Raw genomic sequence first — 17,149 nt, 5'->3', positions numbered from 1 at the left:
AGCGGCAACCTTATGCCGACGGCCCCGCCGGCGCAATCAGTGAAAAAACCCGTCCTCCTCCTCCTGCGCGGCTACAAAGTGGCCATCAGCCCCCTTCTCGGCCAGCGCTGCCGTTTTTATCCCAGCTGCTCGAGCTACACGATGGAGGCGATCGAACGCTTCGGCGTGCTGCGCGGCAGCTGGCTGGGCGCCAAGCGCATCGGCAAGTGCCACCCCCTGCACCCCGGCGGGCCCGACCCCGTGCCTGAAACCTGGAACAAAAAAGGACCCGAATGAGCCTCCTGCCGCCCCTGCCCGCTTCCCCCGCCAGGCCCGCAGGGTGCCCGCGGTGATCTGGAACCTGCTGCTGCCGCTGCTGGCAGGCGCCTCGGCCGGCGAATCCGTGCACCTGCCCGACCACCTCGCCCAGGGCGATCTCGTCGTCGGCCGCACCCAGCCCGGCAGCGAAGTGGTCTACGGCGACCGCAGCCTGCGCGTGGACGGGCAGGGCCGGTTCGTGTTTGGCCTGGGCCGCGACGAGGCCGGGCCGGTCAGCCTGCTGGTGAAGCTGCCCGACGGACGCCTGGAGACCGTGATGCGGCCGGTGGCCGGCCGCGAATGGAAGATCGAGCGCGTCGACGGCGTGCCGCAGCAGACGGTCACGCCCGATCCCGCCATCGCCGCCCGCATCGCCCGCGAACAGGCGAAGGTGGTGGCCGCCCGGGAGCGCGACGACGGCCGCAGCGACTTCGCCGAAGGCTTCCGCTGGCCCCTGCAGGGCCGCATCAGCGGCGTCTACGGAAGCCAGCGCATCTACAACGGGACGCCGCGCTCGCCGCATTCGGGCCTGGACGTCGCCGCCCCGACCGGCACGCCGATCCGCGCGCCCGCGGCCGGCGTGGTGACGTTCGCCGACCCGGGCCTGTACCTCACGGGAGGCACCGTGCTGCTCGACCACGGGCACGGGGTCAGCTCCAATTTCCTGCACCTGAGCAAGCTTGACGTTGCCGTGGGCGACCGGGTCGAGGCCGGCCAGGTGATCGGCCAGGTCGGTGCCACCGGCCGCGCCACCGGGCCGCACATGCACTGGGGCATGAACTGGTTCGGCGTGCGCGTCGATCCGCGGGCGGTACTGGCAAAGTGGCCGGCGCCATGAGCGCCGCCCTCGGCTCCCTGCCCGCCCGCGGCATGCTGGCCGGCCTTTTACTGGTGCTTTGCCTGCCCGCCGCTGCCGCTGCGCCCCAGGGTCGCGTGGTGCTCGAACACCCGGCCGCCGCCGACCAGGTGTCTCCGGAGTTCGACCGCCGCCTGGTGGAAGCCGTGGATCGCAACATCGACGCGCTCCGCCGCGAGGGTCGGCTCCCGCCTGCCGCAAAGAGCGCGGTTCCGGCCCTGGCCTGGCCGATGGGGCCAGGCGCGGGGCCCGGTGCGGAATGGCATGCAACCACGGGCTTCGTCGACCTGGATCCCGCCTTTCCCAACCGGGTCAGGGACTACACCTGCGGCACCCGCAGCTACGACACCGCCGCCGGCTACAACCACCGCGGCATCGACTACCTGCCCTGGCCCTTCCCCTGGCACCTGATGGACGCGGCGCCCGTGGACATCCGCGCAGCCGCACCCGGCGTGCTGATCGAGACCCGCGACGGCGCGCACGACCGCTCCTGCGACTGGAACGGCCCGGATGACGCCAACTACGCCATCGTGCTGCACGCCGACGGCAGCATCGCCCGCTACCTGCACATGAAGCGCGGCTCGGTCACCACGCGTCCGATCGGCAGCGCCATCGCCGCCGGCGAGGTGATCGGCAAGGTCGGCAGCTCGGGCATTTCCCGCATGCCCCACCTGCATTTCGAACTGCGTGCAAGCAACCACGTCAATGCGCCGGTGATCGAAGCCCACCAGGGCGCCTGCAATACCGGCAGCCTCGGCTGGGCCAGCCAGCGCCCCTACCGCGAACCGCTGCTCACCCGCATTTCCACGCATTCGGCGGAGCCGACCTTCCCGACCTGCCCGGACACCGTCGAGACCCCGCATTTCCGCGACCAGTTCCTCGGCGGCCAGGCCGTGACCTTCCTGGCGGCCTACCGCGACCTGCCGCGCGGCGAGGCCAGCCGCTTCCGCGTGATCGATGCCAGGGGGCAGGTGTTCCGCGACTGGCAGTTCGACAGCGCGGACGACCCCGAGGTGACCAGCCAGCACGTCGTGGCCGGCTACTGGCTCTGGACGCATGCGCTGCCGGCCGACGCCGCGCACGGACTGTGGACCTACGAGGCCAGCTTCGCCGGCAAGACCCTGCGGCATGCCTTCCGGGTTGGCGACAGCACGCAGGCGATCGGCGACATGCGCGGCCTGATCGGCGCCTGGTTCGATCCGGCCACCGCCGGCCAGGGCCTGGAGCTGCAGTGGATCAACGACACGACCGCGCTGGTGTTCTTCTACGGCCACCACGACGACGGCAGCAACTTCTTCCTGGTCGGCCAGCGCGACGGCGCCTGGGACTTCAACCAGGAGGTGGTTTTCGAGATGTACGAAACCGTGGGCGGACGCTTCAACGGCCTCGACCCGGGCGCAATCCAGCGCCCGACCTGGGGCCAGGCGCGGATCACCTTCGTCAACTGCGAAACCGCCGTCGCCGAACTCGACGGCGCGGACGGCAGCCAGGTACTCAGCCTCGAACGCCTTGGCCGCACCGACGGACTGGACTGCCACTGAGGCTGCAACCGCGCCCCGCCGCTGGCATGCTGCGGGCGCAGATTCCACCGGAGAGCAACGATGCAACGAGTGCCTGCCAACCTGCCCGCCCGGACCGCCCTGGGCCTGCTGATCGCCCTGGGCCTTGCGCTGCCGGCGCACGCGATCCGACCCGACGGCGGCCATGCCGTGCAGGGCAGCGAACACGCCGACCACGTCTCGCCGGCCCTCGACCAGCGCCTCGCCGAAGAAGTGCAGGCGAACATGGCGATGCTGCAGAAGCAGGGCCGGCTGCCGGCGGGCACGCCGAAGGTGTCCGGCCTTGGCTGGCCGCTGGGCCCGGTGGACGGCGCCGGCACCGACCTGCACGGCATCTCGAATTTCGTCGACCTCGAGCCGGCCTTTCCCAACCAGGTCCGCGACTTCAGCTGCGGCACCCGCAGCTACGACACCGCCGGCGGCTACAACCACCGCGGCATCGACTACTTCACCTGGCCCTTCGGCTGGCAGCTGATGGACCAGGGCGCGGTCGACGTGCTGGCCGTGGCGCCCGGCATCCTGGTGGCGCGCGGCGACGGCAACAACGACCGCTCGTGCTCGATGAACGCGCCCGACACCCCCAACTACGTGGTCATCCGCCACGGCGACGGCACCGTGGCGCGCTACCTGCACCTCAAGCAGGGGTCGGTGACCACGCGTCCGATCGGCAGCGCCATCGCCGCCGGCGAAGCCCTGGGCAAGGTCGGCAGCTCGGGCATCTCGACGGGCCCGCACCTGCACCTGGAGCTGCGCGCCAACGAAACGGCCGGTGCCGCCGTGATCGAACCGCACACCGGCGCCTGCAACGCCGCGCCGACCGCCTGGGCCAGCCAGCGTCCCTACCGGGATTCAGCGCTGAACCAGGTGTCCACGCACAGCGCGGCGCCGCAGCTGGCCACCTGTCCGAACGGCGCGATCACGCAGCCGGGCACGGACACCCCGCGCTACAAGGATCATTTCCAGCCGGGCGACCCGATCACCCTGATGGCCGCCTACCGCGACCAGGGTCGCGGACAGGTGACGCAGCTGCGGGTGCTGCGGCCCGACCGCAGCGTGTTCCAGTCCTGGAGCTTCGATTCCGCCGACGCCGGCGCGCCGCCGTTCTACAACGCCAGTTACTGGTACTGGAACAACACGATCCCGGCCGATGCGCCACACGGCCTGTGGACCTTCGAGGCCAGCTTCGAAGGCGAAACCAAGCGCCATGACTTCCGGGTCGGCAGCACTACCCAGGCGATCGGCGACATGCGCGGCCTGATCGGCGCCTGGTTCGAGCCGGCCACGTCCGGCCAGGGCTTCGAGCTGCACTGGATCAACGGCAACACCGCGCTGGTGTTCTTCTACGGCCACCACGACGACGGCAGCAACTTCTTCCTGGTCGGCCAGCGCGACGGTGCCTGGGACTTCAACCAAGAGGTGGTTTTCGAGATGTACGAAACCGTGGGCGGGCGCTTCAACGGCCTCGACCCGGGCGCGATCCAGCGCCCGACCTGGGGCCAGGCGCGGATCACCTTCGTCAACTGCGAAACCGCTGTCGCCGAACTCGACGGCACCGACGGCACCCAGGTGCTCAACCTCGAACGCCTGGGGCGGACGGCCGGCCTCGACTGCGGCTAGCGGCAGGGATTCCCGGGAAGGGGCGGCGCTGCCTCAGCGCGGCGCCAGGCCCTCGGGCAGCGCCGAATAACCGCCGGCCACGCCCTTGGTGGCCACCGCGACCGCATCGTGCGGGTGCAGGCTTTCCAGGTGCGAGGCGCGCAGCCAGAAGTCGCTGATGCGCTCGTCGTCCTGCAGCGCCGACTTGATGCGCCGCGCGGCGTCTTCGCAGAACATCAGGTTCTGGCCGTTGAGCAGCGCGAAGGCCTGTTCGTCCACGCGCTTGACCGCCGTCTGCACCGGGGTCTTGAGCGCGGCTTCGATGCGGTCGATCACCTCGATGATCGGGAAGTCCTGGAACGAGGGCACCAGGCGCAGCTTCACCTCGGCATGGCTGCGCTGGCTGTGCGGCGTGGCGCGGATGCCCTGTTCGGTGCCCAGCCAGGCCAGCACGGCCTCGCGCTCGACCGGCTTGCCGGCGGCGAAATCGGCTTCGAACTGCTCCTGGATCAGCTGGCGGGCCAGCGCCGCCGAACACGGGCAGGTGCTCGAGTACGCCACCGACAGGCCCAGCTCCAGCGCGAAGTGGCCGCGGTCCATCACCGCGGTGATCGTCACCGGGTAGGCCTTCCAGCCGCTGTTGTCGCTGGCGAGCGCCTGGCGGCGCACCATGTGTTCGAAGCGCAGGCTGACCATCGCCCGGTCGGACAGGCCGGCGTGCGAATCGAGGAAATCCTTAAGCAGGCGGCGCAGCGAGGCCGGCGTCGCCGGTTCGCTGGAAAGCATCTTGTCCACGTGCAGGTACAGCCGCGACATGTGGATGCCGCGCACGTCGGGCTGGGCCAGGTTCACGAAGGCATTGACGCGCGCCGCGGCGGTGGCCTGGCGCCCGTTCTCGCCGGCCAGGCTGACCGGCATCTCGATCTCGCCCATGCCCACCCAGTCCAGCGCGCCGGCGAGGGCGACGCGGGGTTGATTGGCCACGTCGGGCAGGACGCGGGCGGTGTTCTCGAGATTGCTCGGGGCCAAGGTGGCTCTCCTTATCGGTGTCGCAGACAAGCTAGGTGGGGTGCGGTGCAGGCTACGTCAAGTTGCGGGGCCTATCGGGCACGAAAGACGCAACGTTGCATTTCAGGCCCGCCGCGCGAGGCGCCAGGCGCGCAGCAGGGTGACGAAGGGGCCAGGCGGATCGAAACCGCGCCCCGCGGCCAGGCGCGCCAGGCGGGCCCGGTCGAAGCCGGCGCGCAGCCGGCGATACAGGCCCGGATGGCTGGCCGGCAGCGGCAGCGCCGCCAGCAGCGCGGTGGCCCAGTCGCGAAGCAGCGGGTCGCCCTGCCCGGCCGCCACCTGGGCGGCGGTCAGGCCGTGCCGCGCCAGCAGGTTCATCGGCAGCCCGGCCTGGTCGTCGGCGGCCAGGCCTTCGGGCAGGCGGTGCAGCAGCAGGTGCACGGCGACGGCGTCGGCATCCCGCCCGCCCGCGGGGTGTTCGAACAGGCGGGCTTCGGTATCGGCGATGGCGGCGGCCAGGGCGCCGAAACGTGCCAGCGCGGCGCCGGTGTCGCCGGGCCGGGCGTCGGACGCCGGCAGCGCCACCAGCGCATGCACGAGTGCAGGCCAGTTCGCGGGCACGCCGGCCAGCGGCGCGGTGACCGGGTGGCGACTGCGTCCCTCGGCCAGACCCAGCAACTCTTCGGCCCACCACTGGGTCTTGACCTCGGCCACGCGCGGGTCGCTCAGTTCGAACGCCGACTCGCGCAGTTCATGCAGCAGGCTGCCCCAGGCGCGGTAGCGGGGGCGCAGCGCGGGCGGGCAGAACACCTCGGCCTGCGCCATCTCGGGCTCACGCCGCTGCCACTTCGCCACGAAGTGTTCGATGGCCTCACCGCGCGGCGCGCTCACGGCAGGTGCTCCAGCACCTCGCTGGCATGGGCGGCGACGAACGCGGCCTGCCAGCGCATCGGATCGTCGCCATCCTCGCGATAGCCCCACAGCGCCGCCACGCAGGGCATGCCGGCGGCGTTCGCGGCCTGCACGTCGCGCAGGTCGTCGCCGACGTACAGGACGTCACCGGGCGTCACGCCCAACTGGCGGCAGGCGTGCAGCAGCGGCGCCGGGTCGGGCTTGCGCGTGGGCAGCGTATCGCCGCCGACCAGCACCGCGCAGCGCTGGCGCCAGCCGAAGCCTTCGACCACGCCGCGGGCCAGGCCCTCGGGCTTGTTGGTGACGATGCCCCAGCGCAGGCCGCGCGCGTCGAGCGCCGCGAGCAAGGCATCGACGCCATCGAAGAGCGTGCTGTGCACCGCCAGCGCTTCACCGTAATAACGCAGGAACACCGGCAGCAGCGGTTCGCGCTGCTCGTCAGTCAGGTCCGGGAAGGTCACCGCCAGCATCGCCCGGCCGCCCTTGGAAACGACCTGGCGCAGGCGTTCGTAGGCCACCGGCGGGCGGCCGTGGTCGGCCAGCACCCGGTTGGCGGCCATCGCCAGGTCCGGGGCGCTGTCCACCAGGGTGCCGTCGAGGTCGAACAGCACGACCGCCGGCGTCTTGCTCATCCGGGTTTCACCGCGCTGGCAAGGTAGTTCACCGCGGTCGGCCCGCCCACCCAGGCCTTGCGGCGCACCGGGTCGTAGGCCAGGCCGGAGACGTCCTGCAGCGACAGGCCGGCGGCGCGCAGCCATGCGCCGAGTTCGGATGGCTTGATGAACTGCTTGTAGTCGTGGGTGCCGCGCGGCAGCAGCCGGGCCACGTACTCGGCGCCGACGATGGCCAGCGCGAACGCGGCCGGCGTGCGGTTGAGCGTCGACAGCAGCAGCACGCCGCCGGGCCTGAGCAGCTTTGCGCAGGCGCGCAGCACCGAGCCCGGGTCGGGCACGTGTTCGAGCATCTCCATGCAGGTGATCGCATCGAAGCTGCCGGGCATTTCATCGGCCAGCGACTCCACCGACTGCAGGCGGTAGTCGACCTGCAGGCCGGATTCGAGCAGGTGCAGGCGGGCGACTTCAATCAGCCCGGGCGCGAGGTCGAGCGCCGTTACCTGCGCGCCATGGGCTGCCATCGCTTCGCTGAGCAGGCCGCCGCCGCAGCCGACATCCAGCACGCGGGCGCCGGCCAGCGGAACCTGCTTTTCGACGTAACCCAGGCGCGCCGGGTTGAGTTCGTGCAGCGGCCGCTGCGGACCCTGCGGATCCCACCAGCGGCGTGCCAGCGCGCCGAACTTGTCGATTTCGGCCTGGGAAACGTTGGCGCCCGCGGTGTTCATGCGCCACCCCGCAGGCCGGCGATGCGCTCGCGCCAGCGCCGGGCCTTGGCGCGGATGGCGTCGGTGTCCAGGTCCAGCAGCTTGCCGCCGGCCAGGCGCGCCTTGCCAGCGATCCAGACGTCGGACACCTGTTGGCGGCCGGCGGCGTAGACCAGCTGCGAAATCACGTTGTGCAGCGGCTGGGTTTCCAGCGGCGACAGGTCGACGCAGGCCAGGTCGGCCAGCTTGCCCGGTTCGATCGAACCGATGCTGTCGCCCAGGCCCATCGCGCGGGCGCTGCCGAGCGTGGCCGCGCGCAGCGCGCTGGCGGCGTCCAGCGCCGAGGCATCGCCGGACACGCCCTTGGCCAGCAGCGCCGCGGTGCGCATCTCGCCGAACATGTCCAGGTCGTTGTTGCTGGCGCAGCCGTCGGTGGCGATGCCGAGGTTCACGCCCGCCTTCTGCAGCTTCGCCACCGGGCAGAAGCCCGAAGCCAGCTTGAGGTTCGATTCCGGGCAGTGCACCACCGACACGCCGCGCTCGGCGCACAGCGCGATCTCGGCGTCGGTGAGGTCGGTCATGTGCACGGCCATCAGCCGGTCGTTGACCAGGCCCAGGCGGTCGAGGCGGGCCAGCTGGCGCATGCCGTGCGCCTTCATCGCGTCGATGTTCTCTTGCGCGGCCTCGTGGATATGGCAGTGCACGACCAGGTCGAGCTGGTCGGCCAGCATGCGGATGCGTTCGAAGGCCGCATCGTTGACGGTGTACGGCGCATGCGGCACGAAACACAGCGACACCAACGGGTCGCGCCGCCAGTTGTCGTGCACTTCCAGGCCCTTGTCGAAATATTCGTCCTGGGTGCGGGCCCAGGCGGTCGGGAAATCGATGACCGGCAGGCCGACCAGGGCGCGGAAGCCCAGGCGCGAGTAGGTGCTGGCCTGCACGTCCGGGAAGAAGTAGTTCTCGGCGCAGGCGGTGGTGCCGCCGCGCAGCATCTCGGCCACGGCCAGTTCGATGCCGTCGGCGACGAACTCGGGGCCGATCACCTGCCCTTCCACCGGCCAGATGTGCTCCTGCAGCCAGGTCATCAGCGGCAGGTCGTCGGCGACGCCGCGCAGCAGCGTCATCGGATTGTGGCAGTGGCTGTTGACCAGGCCCGGGATCAGCGCGGCCTCGGGCCGTGACACCACCTCGGCGGCGCTGAATCGTGCCCGCGCCTGCTCGCGCGGCAGCACGGCCAGGATGCGGCCGTCGCGGATGGCGACGGCGTGGTCTTCAAGCACCACGCCGGCGGGCTCGACCGGGACCACCCAGCCGGCTTCGATCAGCAGGTCGCAGGCCTGCGGGGCGGTGCTCGTGGTCATCCGGTCACTTCACCCGGGAGACGTATTCGCCGGAGCGGGTGTCGACCTTGATGACTTCGTCCTGGTTGACGAACAGCGGCACGCGGACCACGGCGCCGGTCTCGAGCTTGGCCGGCTTGCCGCCGCCGCCCGAGGTGTCGCCGCGCACGCCCGGGTCGGTCTCGACGATCTTGAGCTCGACGAAGTTCGGCGCCTGCACGGAAATCGGCGTGCCGTTCCACAGCGTGACCACGCAGTCTTCCTCGCCCTTGAGGTAGTTCTTCGTCTCGCCGATGCCGGCTTCGTCGCACTGCACCTGCTCGAAGGTGTCGGGGTCCATGAAGTGCCAGAACTCGCCGTCCGCGTACAGGAAGCGCATGTCGGTATCGACCACGTCGGCGGCCTCGAGGCTGTCGGTGGCCTTCATGGTCAGCTCGACCGTGCGGCCAGACTTGATGAAGCGGTACTTGATGCGGGTGAAGGCCTGGCCCTTGCCCGGCTTGACGTACTCGGTGTCGGTGATCACGCACGGCTCGCCGTTGACGATGATCTTCATGCCGTTCTTGACGTCGTTCATGCCATAGCTGGCCATGCGTTGCTCCTGGGTGTCCCGGTTACAATGGGTGAAGCCGAATATGATACCTGCCCCTGCCCCTGCCCTGCAGCCCGTCCCGCCGGCCCCGTCCGCGCGGTGGCAGCAGCTGTGGCGCGATGCGATCCGCGACCCGGCCGAACTGCTTGGCCTGCTGGGGCTGCCGGAGCTGGCCGGGCGCCTGTCGCCCGGAGCGATGACCGGCTTCCCGCTGCGGGTGCCGCGTGGCTTCGTCGACAGGATGCGCCGCGGCGACCCCCACGACCCCCTGCTGCGCCAGGTCCTGCCCCTGGACGACGAGGACCGGGTCTTGCCGGGGTTCGGGACGGACGCGGTCGGCGACCTGGCCGCCAGCGGCGGCACCGGGGTCATCCACAAATACCGCGGCCGGGTGCTGCTGGTGGCCACCGGCAGCTGCGCCGTGCATTGCCGCTACTGCTTCCGCAGGCACTACCCCTACGCCGAACAGACCGCCGCCGCGGGGGGCTGGCGCGAAGCCCTGGACTACCTCGCGGCGGACACCAGCGTCAGCGAAGTGTTGCTGTCGGGAGGCGACCCGCTGTCGCTGTCGACGGCCAAGCTCGCCGAGTTCACCCGGGCCCTTGCCGGCCTGCCGCACGTGCGCCGCCTGCGCCTGCATACCCGCTTGCCGGTGGTCCTGCCTGAACGCGTCGACGAAGAACTGCTGGCCTGGCTGGCCAGTCTGCCCTGGCCGGTGGTGATGGTCGTGCACGCCAACCATGGCAACGAGATCGACGAAGCGGTCGCCGCGGCCCTGGCCCGACTGCGCGGCGCGGGAGTGCACCTGCTCAACCAGGCGGTGCTGCTGCGCGGGGTCAACGATTCGCTCCCGGCCCTGGCCGACCTGTCCGAACGCCTGTTTGCCGCCGGCACCCTGCCCTACTACCTGCACCAGCTCGACCGCGTCGCGGGCACGGCCCATTTCGAGGTCCCCGACGAGCGGGCCCGGTTCCTGCACGGGGAACTGGCCGCCAGCCTGCCCGGCTATCTCGTGCCACGGCTTGTGCGCGAGGTCGCCGGCGCTCCCGCCAAGACCCCCTTGTAAGCGTTCGACCCGTCCATTGGGACAGGATGTTGCCTCCGCCGGCATTCTGGTATTGTCTCAATCCCCCCGTGCAAGCCATTGATGCGTAAAGGAGTGCCCCTGGATGGCACAGCAGGATGCCGTGATCCGTTTGCTCCTGGTCGAAGACCGCCTGGACGACGCCGAACAAATCATCAGCCACCTGCGCAACGGCGGCATGGCGGTGCGTCCGCAGCGCCCGGAATCCGAGGACGAACTCGTCGAATTGCTCGGCAAGCAGAGCATCGACATCGTCGTCGCTGCCTTCGAGGCCGACTACCTGCCGCTGGCCACGGTGCTCGAGCGCGTCACGGCCACCGGCAAGGACATCCCGGTGATCGCCTCGGTCACCACGCTCGATGAAAAAGTGGCGCTGGCGGCGCTGGCCGCGGGCACCCGCGACGTCGCCATCCGCGGCCGCGCCGAACACATGCAGGCCGTCGTCCGCTCCGAATTCTCCGCGCTGCAGGCCCGGCGCGGACTTCGCCACCTCGAAGCCGCCCTGCGCGAAACCGAGCGCCGCTGCGACGCGCTGATCGCCTCCTCGCGCGACCCGATTGCCTACGTGCACGAGGGCATGCACATCCGGGCCAACGACGCCTACCTGGAGATGTTCGGCTTCGAGGACTTCGAGGAAATCGAAGGCCTGACGGTGCTCGACCTGATCGCGCCCCAGCACGCCGACAATTTCCGCCAGGTCCTGAAGAAGATGAGCAAGGGCGAGGCGCCGCCGCGCCAGCTCGAGCTGCAGGCCCAGCGCACCGACGGCAGCACCTTCGATGCGGTGATGGAATTCACCCCGGCCACCTACGAAGGCGAGAGCTGCCTGCAGATCGTCTTCCGCCAGCAGACGGTCGACGCGGACATGGCCGCCGAGCTCGATTCGCTGCGCCAGCGCGACTCGCTGACCGGCCTGTTCAACCGCCAGCACTTCATGACCGAACTCGAGGCCGCGGTGATGCGCGCCACCGAGGGCAAGGACAAGCAGGCACTGCTGCTGATGGAGCCGGACCACTACGAGAACCTGCTGGCCGAGATCGGCCTGGCATCGGCCGACGACCTGATCAAGGGCGTGGCCGAACGCCTCAAGGGCGCCCTCGACCCGGAGACCCTCGTGGCGCGCATGAGCGACCACGGGTTCGCGGTGCTGTGCCAGGCGCACGACCACACCCAGAGCCAGGCCCAGGCCGACCGCATCCGCGAAGCCTTCAAGGACCACATACTCGAGCTGGGCGAACGTTCGGTGAACCTCAGCGTCAGCATCGGCGGCGTGCAGATCGGCGAGCGCATCGCCTCGGTGACCCAGGTGATGGCCAAGTCCAGCCAGTGCCTGGCCGCCTGCGAAGGCATGGGTGGCAACCGCATCGAGATCTTCGACCCGGCCGCGCGCGACCGCGCCGAGGAAGAGCGCATCCAGGCCTGGGTGCAGCGCATCCGCGAAGCCCTGGCCAACGACCAGTTCGTCCTGCACTACCAGCCGATCATCAGCCTGACCGGCGCCGAGGAAGAGAACTACGACGTCTACCTGCGCATGAAGGGCCAGGGCGGCGAAGTGATCCCGCCGATGACCTACCTGGCCATCGCCGAGGAGCACGGCCTGCTCGACGACATCGACCGCTGGGTGATCACCCATGCCATCGGCGTCATCGCCGAACGTGCCCAGGCCGGCAAGGTCACCAACCTTTTCGTCAAGATCACCCCGGCCTCGCTGGTCGAGGGCGGCCTGGAAAACCACATCGCCGAACAGCTCAAGGCCCACCGCGTGGCCGGCGAGCGGCTGGTGCTGCAGATCCCGGAATCGAAGGTTTTCACCCACCTCAAGTCGCTGCAGTCCTTCCAGAAGGCGGTGTCGGCCGTGGGCTGCCGGGTCGCGCTGGAACAGTTCGGCACCGGCCTGAACTCGTTCCAGATGCTCACCCATTTCGACCCGGCCATCCTGAAGATCGACCGCAGCTTCATCACCGAGCTGGGCAAGAACCCGGACGTGCAGAAGCAGGTGCGCGACATCGTCCACAAGGCCCACGAGGCCGGCAAGCTTGCGCTCGCCGAGTTCGTCTCGGACGCCAGCACCATGAGCGTGCTGTTCGGCATGGGCGTCGACTTCGTCGAAGGCAATTTCCTGGCCGCGCCCGGCCCGCAGATGAACTACGACTTCGGCTGAGCCCCGCGCCCGGGGCGACGCCGCCGGCTACAGCGTAGCCGGCATGTCGCGAAGGGCCTTGATGCGCTCTGCCAGCGGCGGGTGGGTCATGAACAGCTTGCGCAGGCCGTGGCCGACGGCTCCTGAAATGCCGAAGGCGCGCACTTCCTTGGGCAGCGTGGATTCGCCGTAGGTCTGCGACAGGCGCTCGAGCGCCGCGATCATCTTCTCGCGGCCGGCCAGGCGGGCACCGCCTTCGTCGGCGCGGAACTCGCGCCAGCGGCTGAACCACATCGCGACCACCGAGGCGAGCATGCCGAAGATGATGTCCAGCACGATCACCGTGATGAAGTAGAACGGCCCGGTGCCGCCGTCGCGGTTGCCGCTGAGCGCGGCGTCGATGACCCGGCCGACGATGCGCGACAGGAAGATCACGAAGGTGTTGAGCACGCCCTGGATCAGCGCCATCGTGACCATGTCGCCGTTGGCGACATGGCTGACCTCGTGGGCCAGCACGGCCTCGGCCTCGTCGCGGCTCATCGCCCGCAGCAGGCCGGTGGACACCGCCACCAGCGAATTGTTGCGGCTCGGGCCGGTGGCGAAGGCGTTGATCTCGGGTGCGTCGTAAATGCCCACTTCCGGCATCGCGATGCCGGCGGCCTGCGCCTGCCGCTTCACGGTGGCCAGCAGCCAGGCCTCGCCTTCGTTGCGCGGCTCGGTGATCAGGTGCAGGCCCGTGGTGCGCTTGGCCATCCACTTTGAGATGGCCAGCGAAATGAACGCGCCGCCGAACCCGAACACGGCGGCGAAGACCAGCAGGGCGCCGTTGTTGCCCAGGCTGATGCCGAAGACGTTCTGCAGCACGCTCATCACGATGCCCAGCAGGACCAGCACCGCGAGGTTGGTGGCAAGGAACAGGGCGACGCGCTTGAACATGGGGGCTTCTCTCGTGGGGGTGGCGGCCGCGCCGCCGTTCTGGGGTTAAATGTACGCAGTGATGGTTAAATTCAAGTGGTGATGACCACCAACCCCGCCTATCGCGGCCGCTTCGCCCCCTCGCCGACCGGGCCGCTGCATTTCGGCTCGCTGGTGGCGGCCCTGGGCAGCTGGCTGTTCGCGCGCCAGGCCGGGGGCCGTTGGCTGGTCCGCATCGAAGACCTCGACCCGCCGCGTGAAGTTCCGGGCGCCGCCGGACGACAGCTCGCAACCCTCGCCGCGTTCGGCCTGGTGCCGGACGAGGCGCCCTGGTTCCAGTCCGCGCGCGGCGAAGCCTATGCCGCGGCGCTCGACACCCTGCTGGCCTCGGGCGATGCCTTCGCCTGCCACTGCAGCCGTAGTGAACTCGAAGCCGCCGGCGGCGTGCACCGCCGCTGCCTCGGCGGACCGCGCCCTGGCCGCGAGCCGGCGATCCGGCTGCGCGTTCCGGAAGGCCGGCTGGCCTTCCACGACCGCATCCAGGGCGAATTCACCCAGGACCTGGGCCGGGACGTCGGCGACGTGGTGCTGCGGCGCGCCGACGGCTACTGGGCCTACCAGCTGGCGGTGGTGGTGGACGACGCCGCCCAGGGCATCACCGACATCGTGCGCGGCGCCGACCTGCTCGACTCCACTCCGCGGCAGATCCACCTTCAGCGGCGCCTCGGGCTGCCAACGCCGACCTATGCGCACCTGCCGCTGGTTCGCGACGCCGATGGCCGCAAGCTCGGCAAGTCGCTGGCGTCCCTCCCGGTTGACGACGCCGACCCGACGCCGGCGCTGCGCGCCGCCTGGGGCTTCCTGGGCCAGGAGGCGCGCTGCCTGCCTGCATCCGGACCGCCGGCGCGGCTGCTGGAAGCGGCCCTGCGTAGCTTCGATGCCCGACGCATTACGCCTGAAGGCAACCGCGCCGCCGTGCAGGGCTAGTGAAGGCCGCACCGCCGGCTTGCATCACGCCCAAGCCTGCGGGATGCTCCGGAACCCGCCCGTCGTCGCGATCTTCCGGTGCCCTGCATGTCGCATGTCCGCATCATCAAGAAGTACCCGAACCGCCGCCTGTACGACACCGAGATCTCCAGCTACGTCACGCTCGAAGACGTGCGCCAGCTGATCGTCGACGGCGAGGCTTTCGTGGTGCGCGACGCACGCAGCGGCAACGACATCACCCGGCCGGTGCTGATGCAGATCATCGCCGAACACGAGGAACACGGGCAGCCGATCTTCACCACCGAACTCCTGACCCAGGTCATCCGCTTCCGCGGTGATTCGATGCAGGGCCACCTCGGCAACTTCCTCGAGCGCAGCCTGCAGTTCTTCCTGGAACAGCAGCAGAACATCCGCGGCCAGATCGGCAACCTGGTCGGCCAGGCGCCCTGGGCGCTTCTCAACCAGCTGGCCGAACGCAACCTCGACCTCTGGCGCTCGTTCCAGCAGGGCCTGGGCTCGGGCACCGGCAGCACACCGACGCGAAAGACGCCGCGCGGCACCAAGCCGCGTACGCGTTGAACACCGCCCCGCCGGACGCAGGCTAGAGCTCGCGCACCACCCGGAAACCAAGTCGCGCATTGGTGGTGTCGGCCGGCGTGGACTGGCGGTAGGCCGAACGCGCGCGATCAAGCGAACTCGCCCAGGACGCGCCGCGGATCACCCGGTCGCTGCAGCCGGGATTTACCCAGGCCGTGCCGTCGCGCGGTGCGCGCCGGTAGCTGTCGTGCCAGCAGTCGAGCACCCATTCGCTGACGTTGCCGACCAGGTCGTAGGTACCGAAGGCCTCCGCCGGATAGCTGCGCACCGGCGCCGGCCCCCAGGAGCCGTCGCTGTAGCCGGGAATGGCATTGGCCCAGCGGCGCTTGAGCCGGGACTCGTCGCCGTCGCCGGTGAGGTTGCCGACCACGCGGGTCGGAGCGCCGTTGCCCCAGGGCCAGGCTTCGTCGCGGCCGGCGCGCAGCGCGTATTCGAACTCCGCTTCGCTGGGCAGCCGGTAGCGCTGGCCGGTCTGCGCCGACAGCCACGCCGCGTAGGCCTGGGCGTCGTCGAAGGAGACATGCACCACCGGCAGCGTCGGATCCGCCGGCGCGCCGGCGTAATCACGGCGCCAGTCGACGCGGCCGTGCTCGCCCATCACCCCGCCCTTTTCGTCGTAGACGGTGGAACGGCCGCGGCGCGAGGCCAGCGAACGATGGCCGCTGGCTTCGACGAAGGCGCGGAACTCGGCCACCGTGGTTTCATTGCGCGCGATCGCGAAGCCCCGCTCGAACGCGACTTCGTGCTGCGGTCCCTCGTTGTCGAATCGGCCCGCCTCGTCTTCCGGCGAGCCCATCCGGAAGCTGCCATGGGCCAGCACGATCATCTCCGGCGCCTCGCCGCCGGCCGCCAGGGGCTCGCGGAAAACCTGGCCGGGGCGGAAATGGCCATAGTGCCGGGCCAGTTCGATGCGTTCACGCAGGCCGTCCAGGCCCTGGGCCTGCAGCGAGACCTGTTCGGCCTCGGCCAGGCGGCGTGCGGCGAGTTCGAGGTCGAGCGCGTCCACCGCCGCGTGCCCCTGGGCCAGCAGGGTCTCGGTGCGCGCCTGCCGCAGCTCGACGATGCGCACGATCATGTCCTGCAGCGCCGGTGAATCGGGCACGATGCGCCCGGCTTCGGCCTGCAGGCGTTCGGACGCGAGGTAATCCCCCTTCTGCGCCGCGGCCAGCGCCCGGTCCAGGTGGCGGGCCTGCAGTCGCGCCAGGCCGTCGCTGGCGGGCAGGTAGTCCGGATAGGCGCGCAGCGCTTCGCGATACGCCGCGACCGCACCCTCGCCTTCGGGCTTGAAGATGCGGTTGGCGGTGGCGCGCGCCTCGGCCAGGCGCACGGCTTCCTGCGCCCGGCGTGCAGCGGCCAGCGCTTCGCGGTAGGTGGCCAGGTCCGGATGCTGCGGCTGGGCCCGGGCCGCGACGCGTTCGACCTGCTCGGCATCGGTGAACCGGCCTTCCGACAGCGCGATTCGGCCGCGCCGCTGCAGTTCGGCCAGGATGCGCTCGACGCCCGCCAGGGCGGCGGCGTTGTCGCCTTCGGTGGCAAGCACGCCGAGCAGGAGTTCGAGGGCGGCCGGTTCCGGTTCGGGTTCGGCATTCCCGTCGGGATCCTCCACCGGTTCCGAAGCGTCGGCGGACACCGCGGTCACGGCCACGGAGTCGGGGGGCGTGTCCAGGAAGAGCCGGCCTTCTTCCTCGGCGTCTTCAGCGGCCGCCAGCGCCTTGCGGATGCCGCCCGGCGGCACCGGCTCGATCCGCGGGGACCAGGCGGGCACCGGCGCCTCTTCCGCACGCGGCGCCAGCACGACGTCGCGCTCGAGGTCCTCGGGGTCCACCGTCACCGGCGCAACTTGGCCGCCGGTCTCCGCTTCGCCCGGCTCCGGCGAGCCGCCGCAGGCCGCCGCCAGCAGGGCGGCCAGCAGCCCGACCGGCAGGATTTTGAGGTGCTTGCTCAT

At 70.4% G+C, this 17,149-nt stretch carries 16 protein-coding genes; 8 read left to right on the top strand and 8 right to left on the bottom strand.

All coding sequences use genetic code 11. From position 1 onward, the window contains the following. The first annotated feature begins 12 nt into the window (after window positions 1–12). Genes yidD through ACE3TE_RS07735 form a run of 4 tightly spaced genes read left to right on the top strand, consistent with a single transcriptional unit; the run spans window position 13 to window position 4,329 of the window. Window positions 13–276, top strand: a complete 264-nt coding sequence (gene yidD, locus ACE3TE_RS07750; RefSeq protein WP_374603760.1) for a membrane protein insertion efficiency factor YidD — start codon at window positions 13–15, stop codon at window positions 274–276. 43 nt (window positions 277–319) lie between these two features. Further along, on the top strand, window positions 320–1,135 hold the full coding sequence (locus ACE3TE_RS07745) for a M23 family metallopeptidase (RefSeq protein ID WP_374603758.1): 816 nt from the start codon (window positions 320–322) through the stop codon (window positions 1,133–1,135). Next, on the top strand, window positions 1,132–2,694 hold the full coding sequence (locus tag ACE3TE_RS07740) for a M23 family metallopeptidase (protein ID WP_374603757.1): 1,563 nt from the start codon (window positions 1,132–1,134) through the stop codon (window positions 2,692–2,694). The genes ACE3TE_RS07745 and ACE3TE_RS07740 overlap by 4 nt, the downstream gene beginning before the upstream one ends. A gap of 60 nt (window positions 2,695–2,754) precedes the next feature. Beyond that, entirely contained in the window at window positions 2,755–4,329 is a 1,575-nt protein-coding gene (locus ACE3TE_RS07735) for a peptidoglycan DD-metalloendopeptidase family protein (RefSeq protein WP_374603755.1), read from the top strand. A 33-nt stretch (window positions 4,330–4,362) separates the two neighbouring features. Here the strand turns inward: ACE3TE_RS07735 and folE2 are convergent, their stop codons facing one another. The 6 genes from folE2 to efp form a co-directional block, all read right to left on the bottom strand. Further along, window positions 4,363–5,337, bottom strand: a complete 975-nt coding sequence (gene folE2 / locus ACE3TE_RS07730) for a GTP cyclohydrolase FolE2 (RefSeq protein ID WP_374603753.1) — start codon at window positions 5,335–5,337, stop codon at window positions 4,363–4,365. A 102-nt stretch (window positions 5,338–5,439) separates the two neighbouring features. Beyond that, the gene (locus tag ACE3TE_RS07725) at window positions 5,440–6,207 is read right to left on the bottom strand and encodes a hypothetical protein (RefSeq protein WP_374603751.1); all 768 of its coding nucleotides are present in this window, start codon (window positions 6,205–6,207) and stop codon (window positions 5,440–5,442) included. Further along, entirely contained in the window at window positions 6,204–6,860 is a 657-nt protein-coding gene (gene gph / locus ACE3TE_RS07720) for a phosphoglycolate phosphatase (protein WP_374603749.1), read from the bottom strand. The genes ACE3TE_RS07725 and gph overlap by 4 nt, the downstream gene beginning before the upstream one ends. Then, window positions 6,857–7,567 carry a bifunctional 2-polyprenyl-6-hydroxyphenol methylase/3-demethylubiquinol 3-O-methyltransferase UbiG gene (gene ubiG, locus ACE3TE_RS07715; protein ID WP_374603747.1) on the bottom strand — a complete coding sequence of 237 codons (711 nt, stop codon included), beginning with the start codon at window positions 7,565–7,567 and terminating at the stop codon, window positions 6,857–6,859. Before ubiG ends, gph begins: the two co-directional genes overlap by 4 nt. Beyond that, window positions 7,564–8,910, bottom strand: a complete 1,347-nt coding sequence (locus ACE3TE_RS07710; RefSeq protein ID WP_374603745.1) for a TRZ/ATZ family hydrolase — start codon at window positions 8,908–8,910, stop codon at window positions 7,564–7,566. Before ACE3TE_RS07710 ends, ubiG begins: the two co-directional genes overlap by 4 nt. Window positions 8,911–8,914: 4 nt before the next feature. Next, complete coding sequence (gene efp / locus ACE3TE_RS07705; protein WP_374603743.1) at window positions 8,915–9,481, bottom strand: elongation factor P; 567 nt, start codon at window positions 9,479–9,481, stop codon at window positions 8,915–8,917. A gap of 43 nt (window positions 9,482–9,524) precedes the next feature. On the opposite strand from efp, the gene epmB reads away from it, so the two are divergent. Both epmB and ACE3TE_RS07695 read left to right on the top strand, forming a co-directional pair. Beyond that, window positions 9,525–10,547, top strand: a complete 1,023-nt coding sequence (gene epmB / locus ACE3TE_RS07700; protein ID WP_374603741.1) for an EF-P beta-lysylation protein EpmB — start codon at window positions 9,525–9,527, stop codon at window positions 10,545–10,547. A 103-nt stretch (window positions 10,548–10,650) separates the two neighbouring features. After that, window positions 10,651–12,726, top strand: coding sequence for an EAL domain-containing protein (locus tag ACE3TE_RS07695; RefSeq protein WP_374603739.1), 2,076 nt, complete (start codon window positions 10,651–10,653; stop codon window positions 12,724–12,726). Window positions 12,727–12,753: 27 nt separating this feature from the next. On the opposite strand, the gene htpX is transcribed toward ACE3TE_RS07695, so the two are convergent. Beyond that, the gene (gene htpX, locus ACE3TE_RS07690) at window positions 12,754–13,641 is read right to left on the bottom strand and encodes a protease HtpX (protein WP_374603738.1); all 888 of its coding nucleotides are present in this window, start codon (window positions 13,639–13,641) and stop codon (window positions 12,754–12,756) included. An 81-nt stretch (window positions 13,642–13,722) separates the two neighbouring features. Between htpX and gluQRS the strand changes: the two genes are divergently transcribed. Both gluQRS and phaR read left to right on the top strand, forming a co-directional pair. Continuing rightward, the gene (gene gluQRS / locus ACE3TE_RS07685; RefSeq protein ID WP_374603736.1) at window positions 13,723–14,607 is read left to right on the top strand and encodes a tRNA glutamyl-Q(34) synthetase GluQRS; all 885 of its coding nucleotides are present in this window, start codon (window positions 13,723–13,725) and stop codon (window positions 14,605–14,607) included. A gap of 87 nt (window positions 14,608–14,694) precedes the next feature. Beyond that, on the top strand, window positions 14,695–15,186 hold the full coding sequence (gene phaR / locus ACE3TE_RS07680; RefSeq protein ID WP_374603734.1) for a polyhydroxyalkanoate synthesis repressor PhaR: 492 nt from the start codon (window positions 14,695–14,697) through the stop codon (window positions 15,184–15,186). Window positions 15,187–15,208: 22 nt separating this feature from the next. Here phaR and ACE3TE_RS07675 read toward each other — a convergent pair whose 3' ends face one another. Further along, complete coding sequence (locus tag ACE3TE_RS07675) at window positions 15,209–17,149, bottom strand: SUMF1/EgtB/PvdO family nonheme iron enzyme (RefSeq protein ID WP_374603732.1); 1,941 nt, start codon at window positions 17,147–17,149, stop codon at window positions 15,209–15,211.

This window comes from Arenimonas sp., assembly GCF_041919775.1.
Lineage (GTDB): Bacteria > Pseudomonadota > Gammaproteobacteria > Xanthomonadales > Xanthomonadaceae > Arenimonas.
This window is presented reverse-complemented; position numbering and strand designations above follow the sequence as displayed.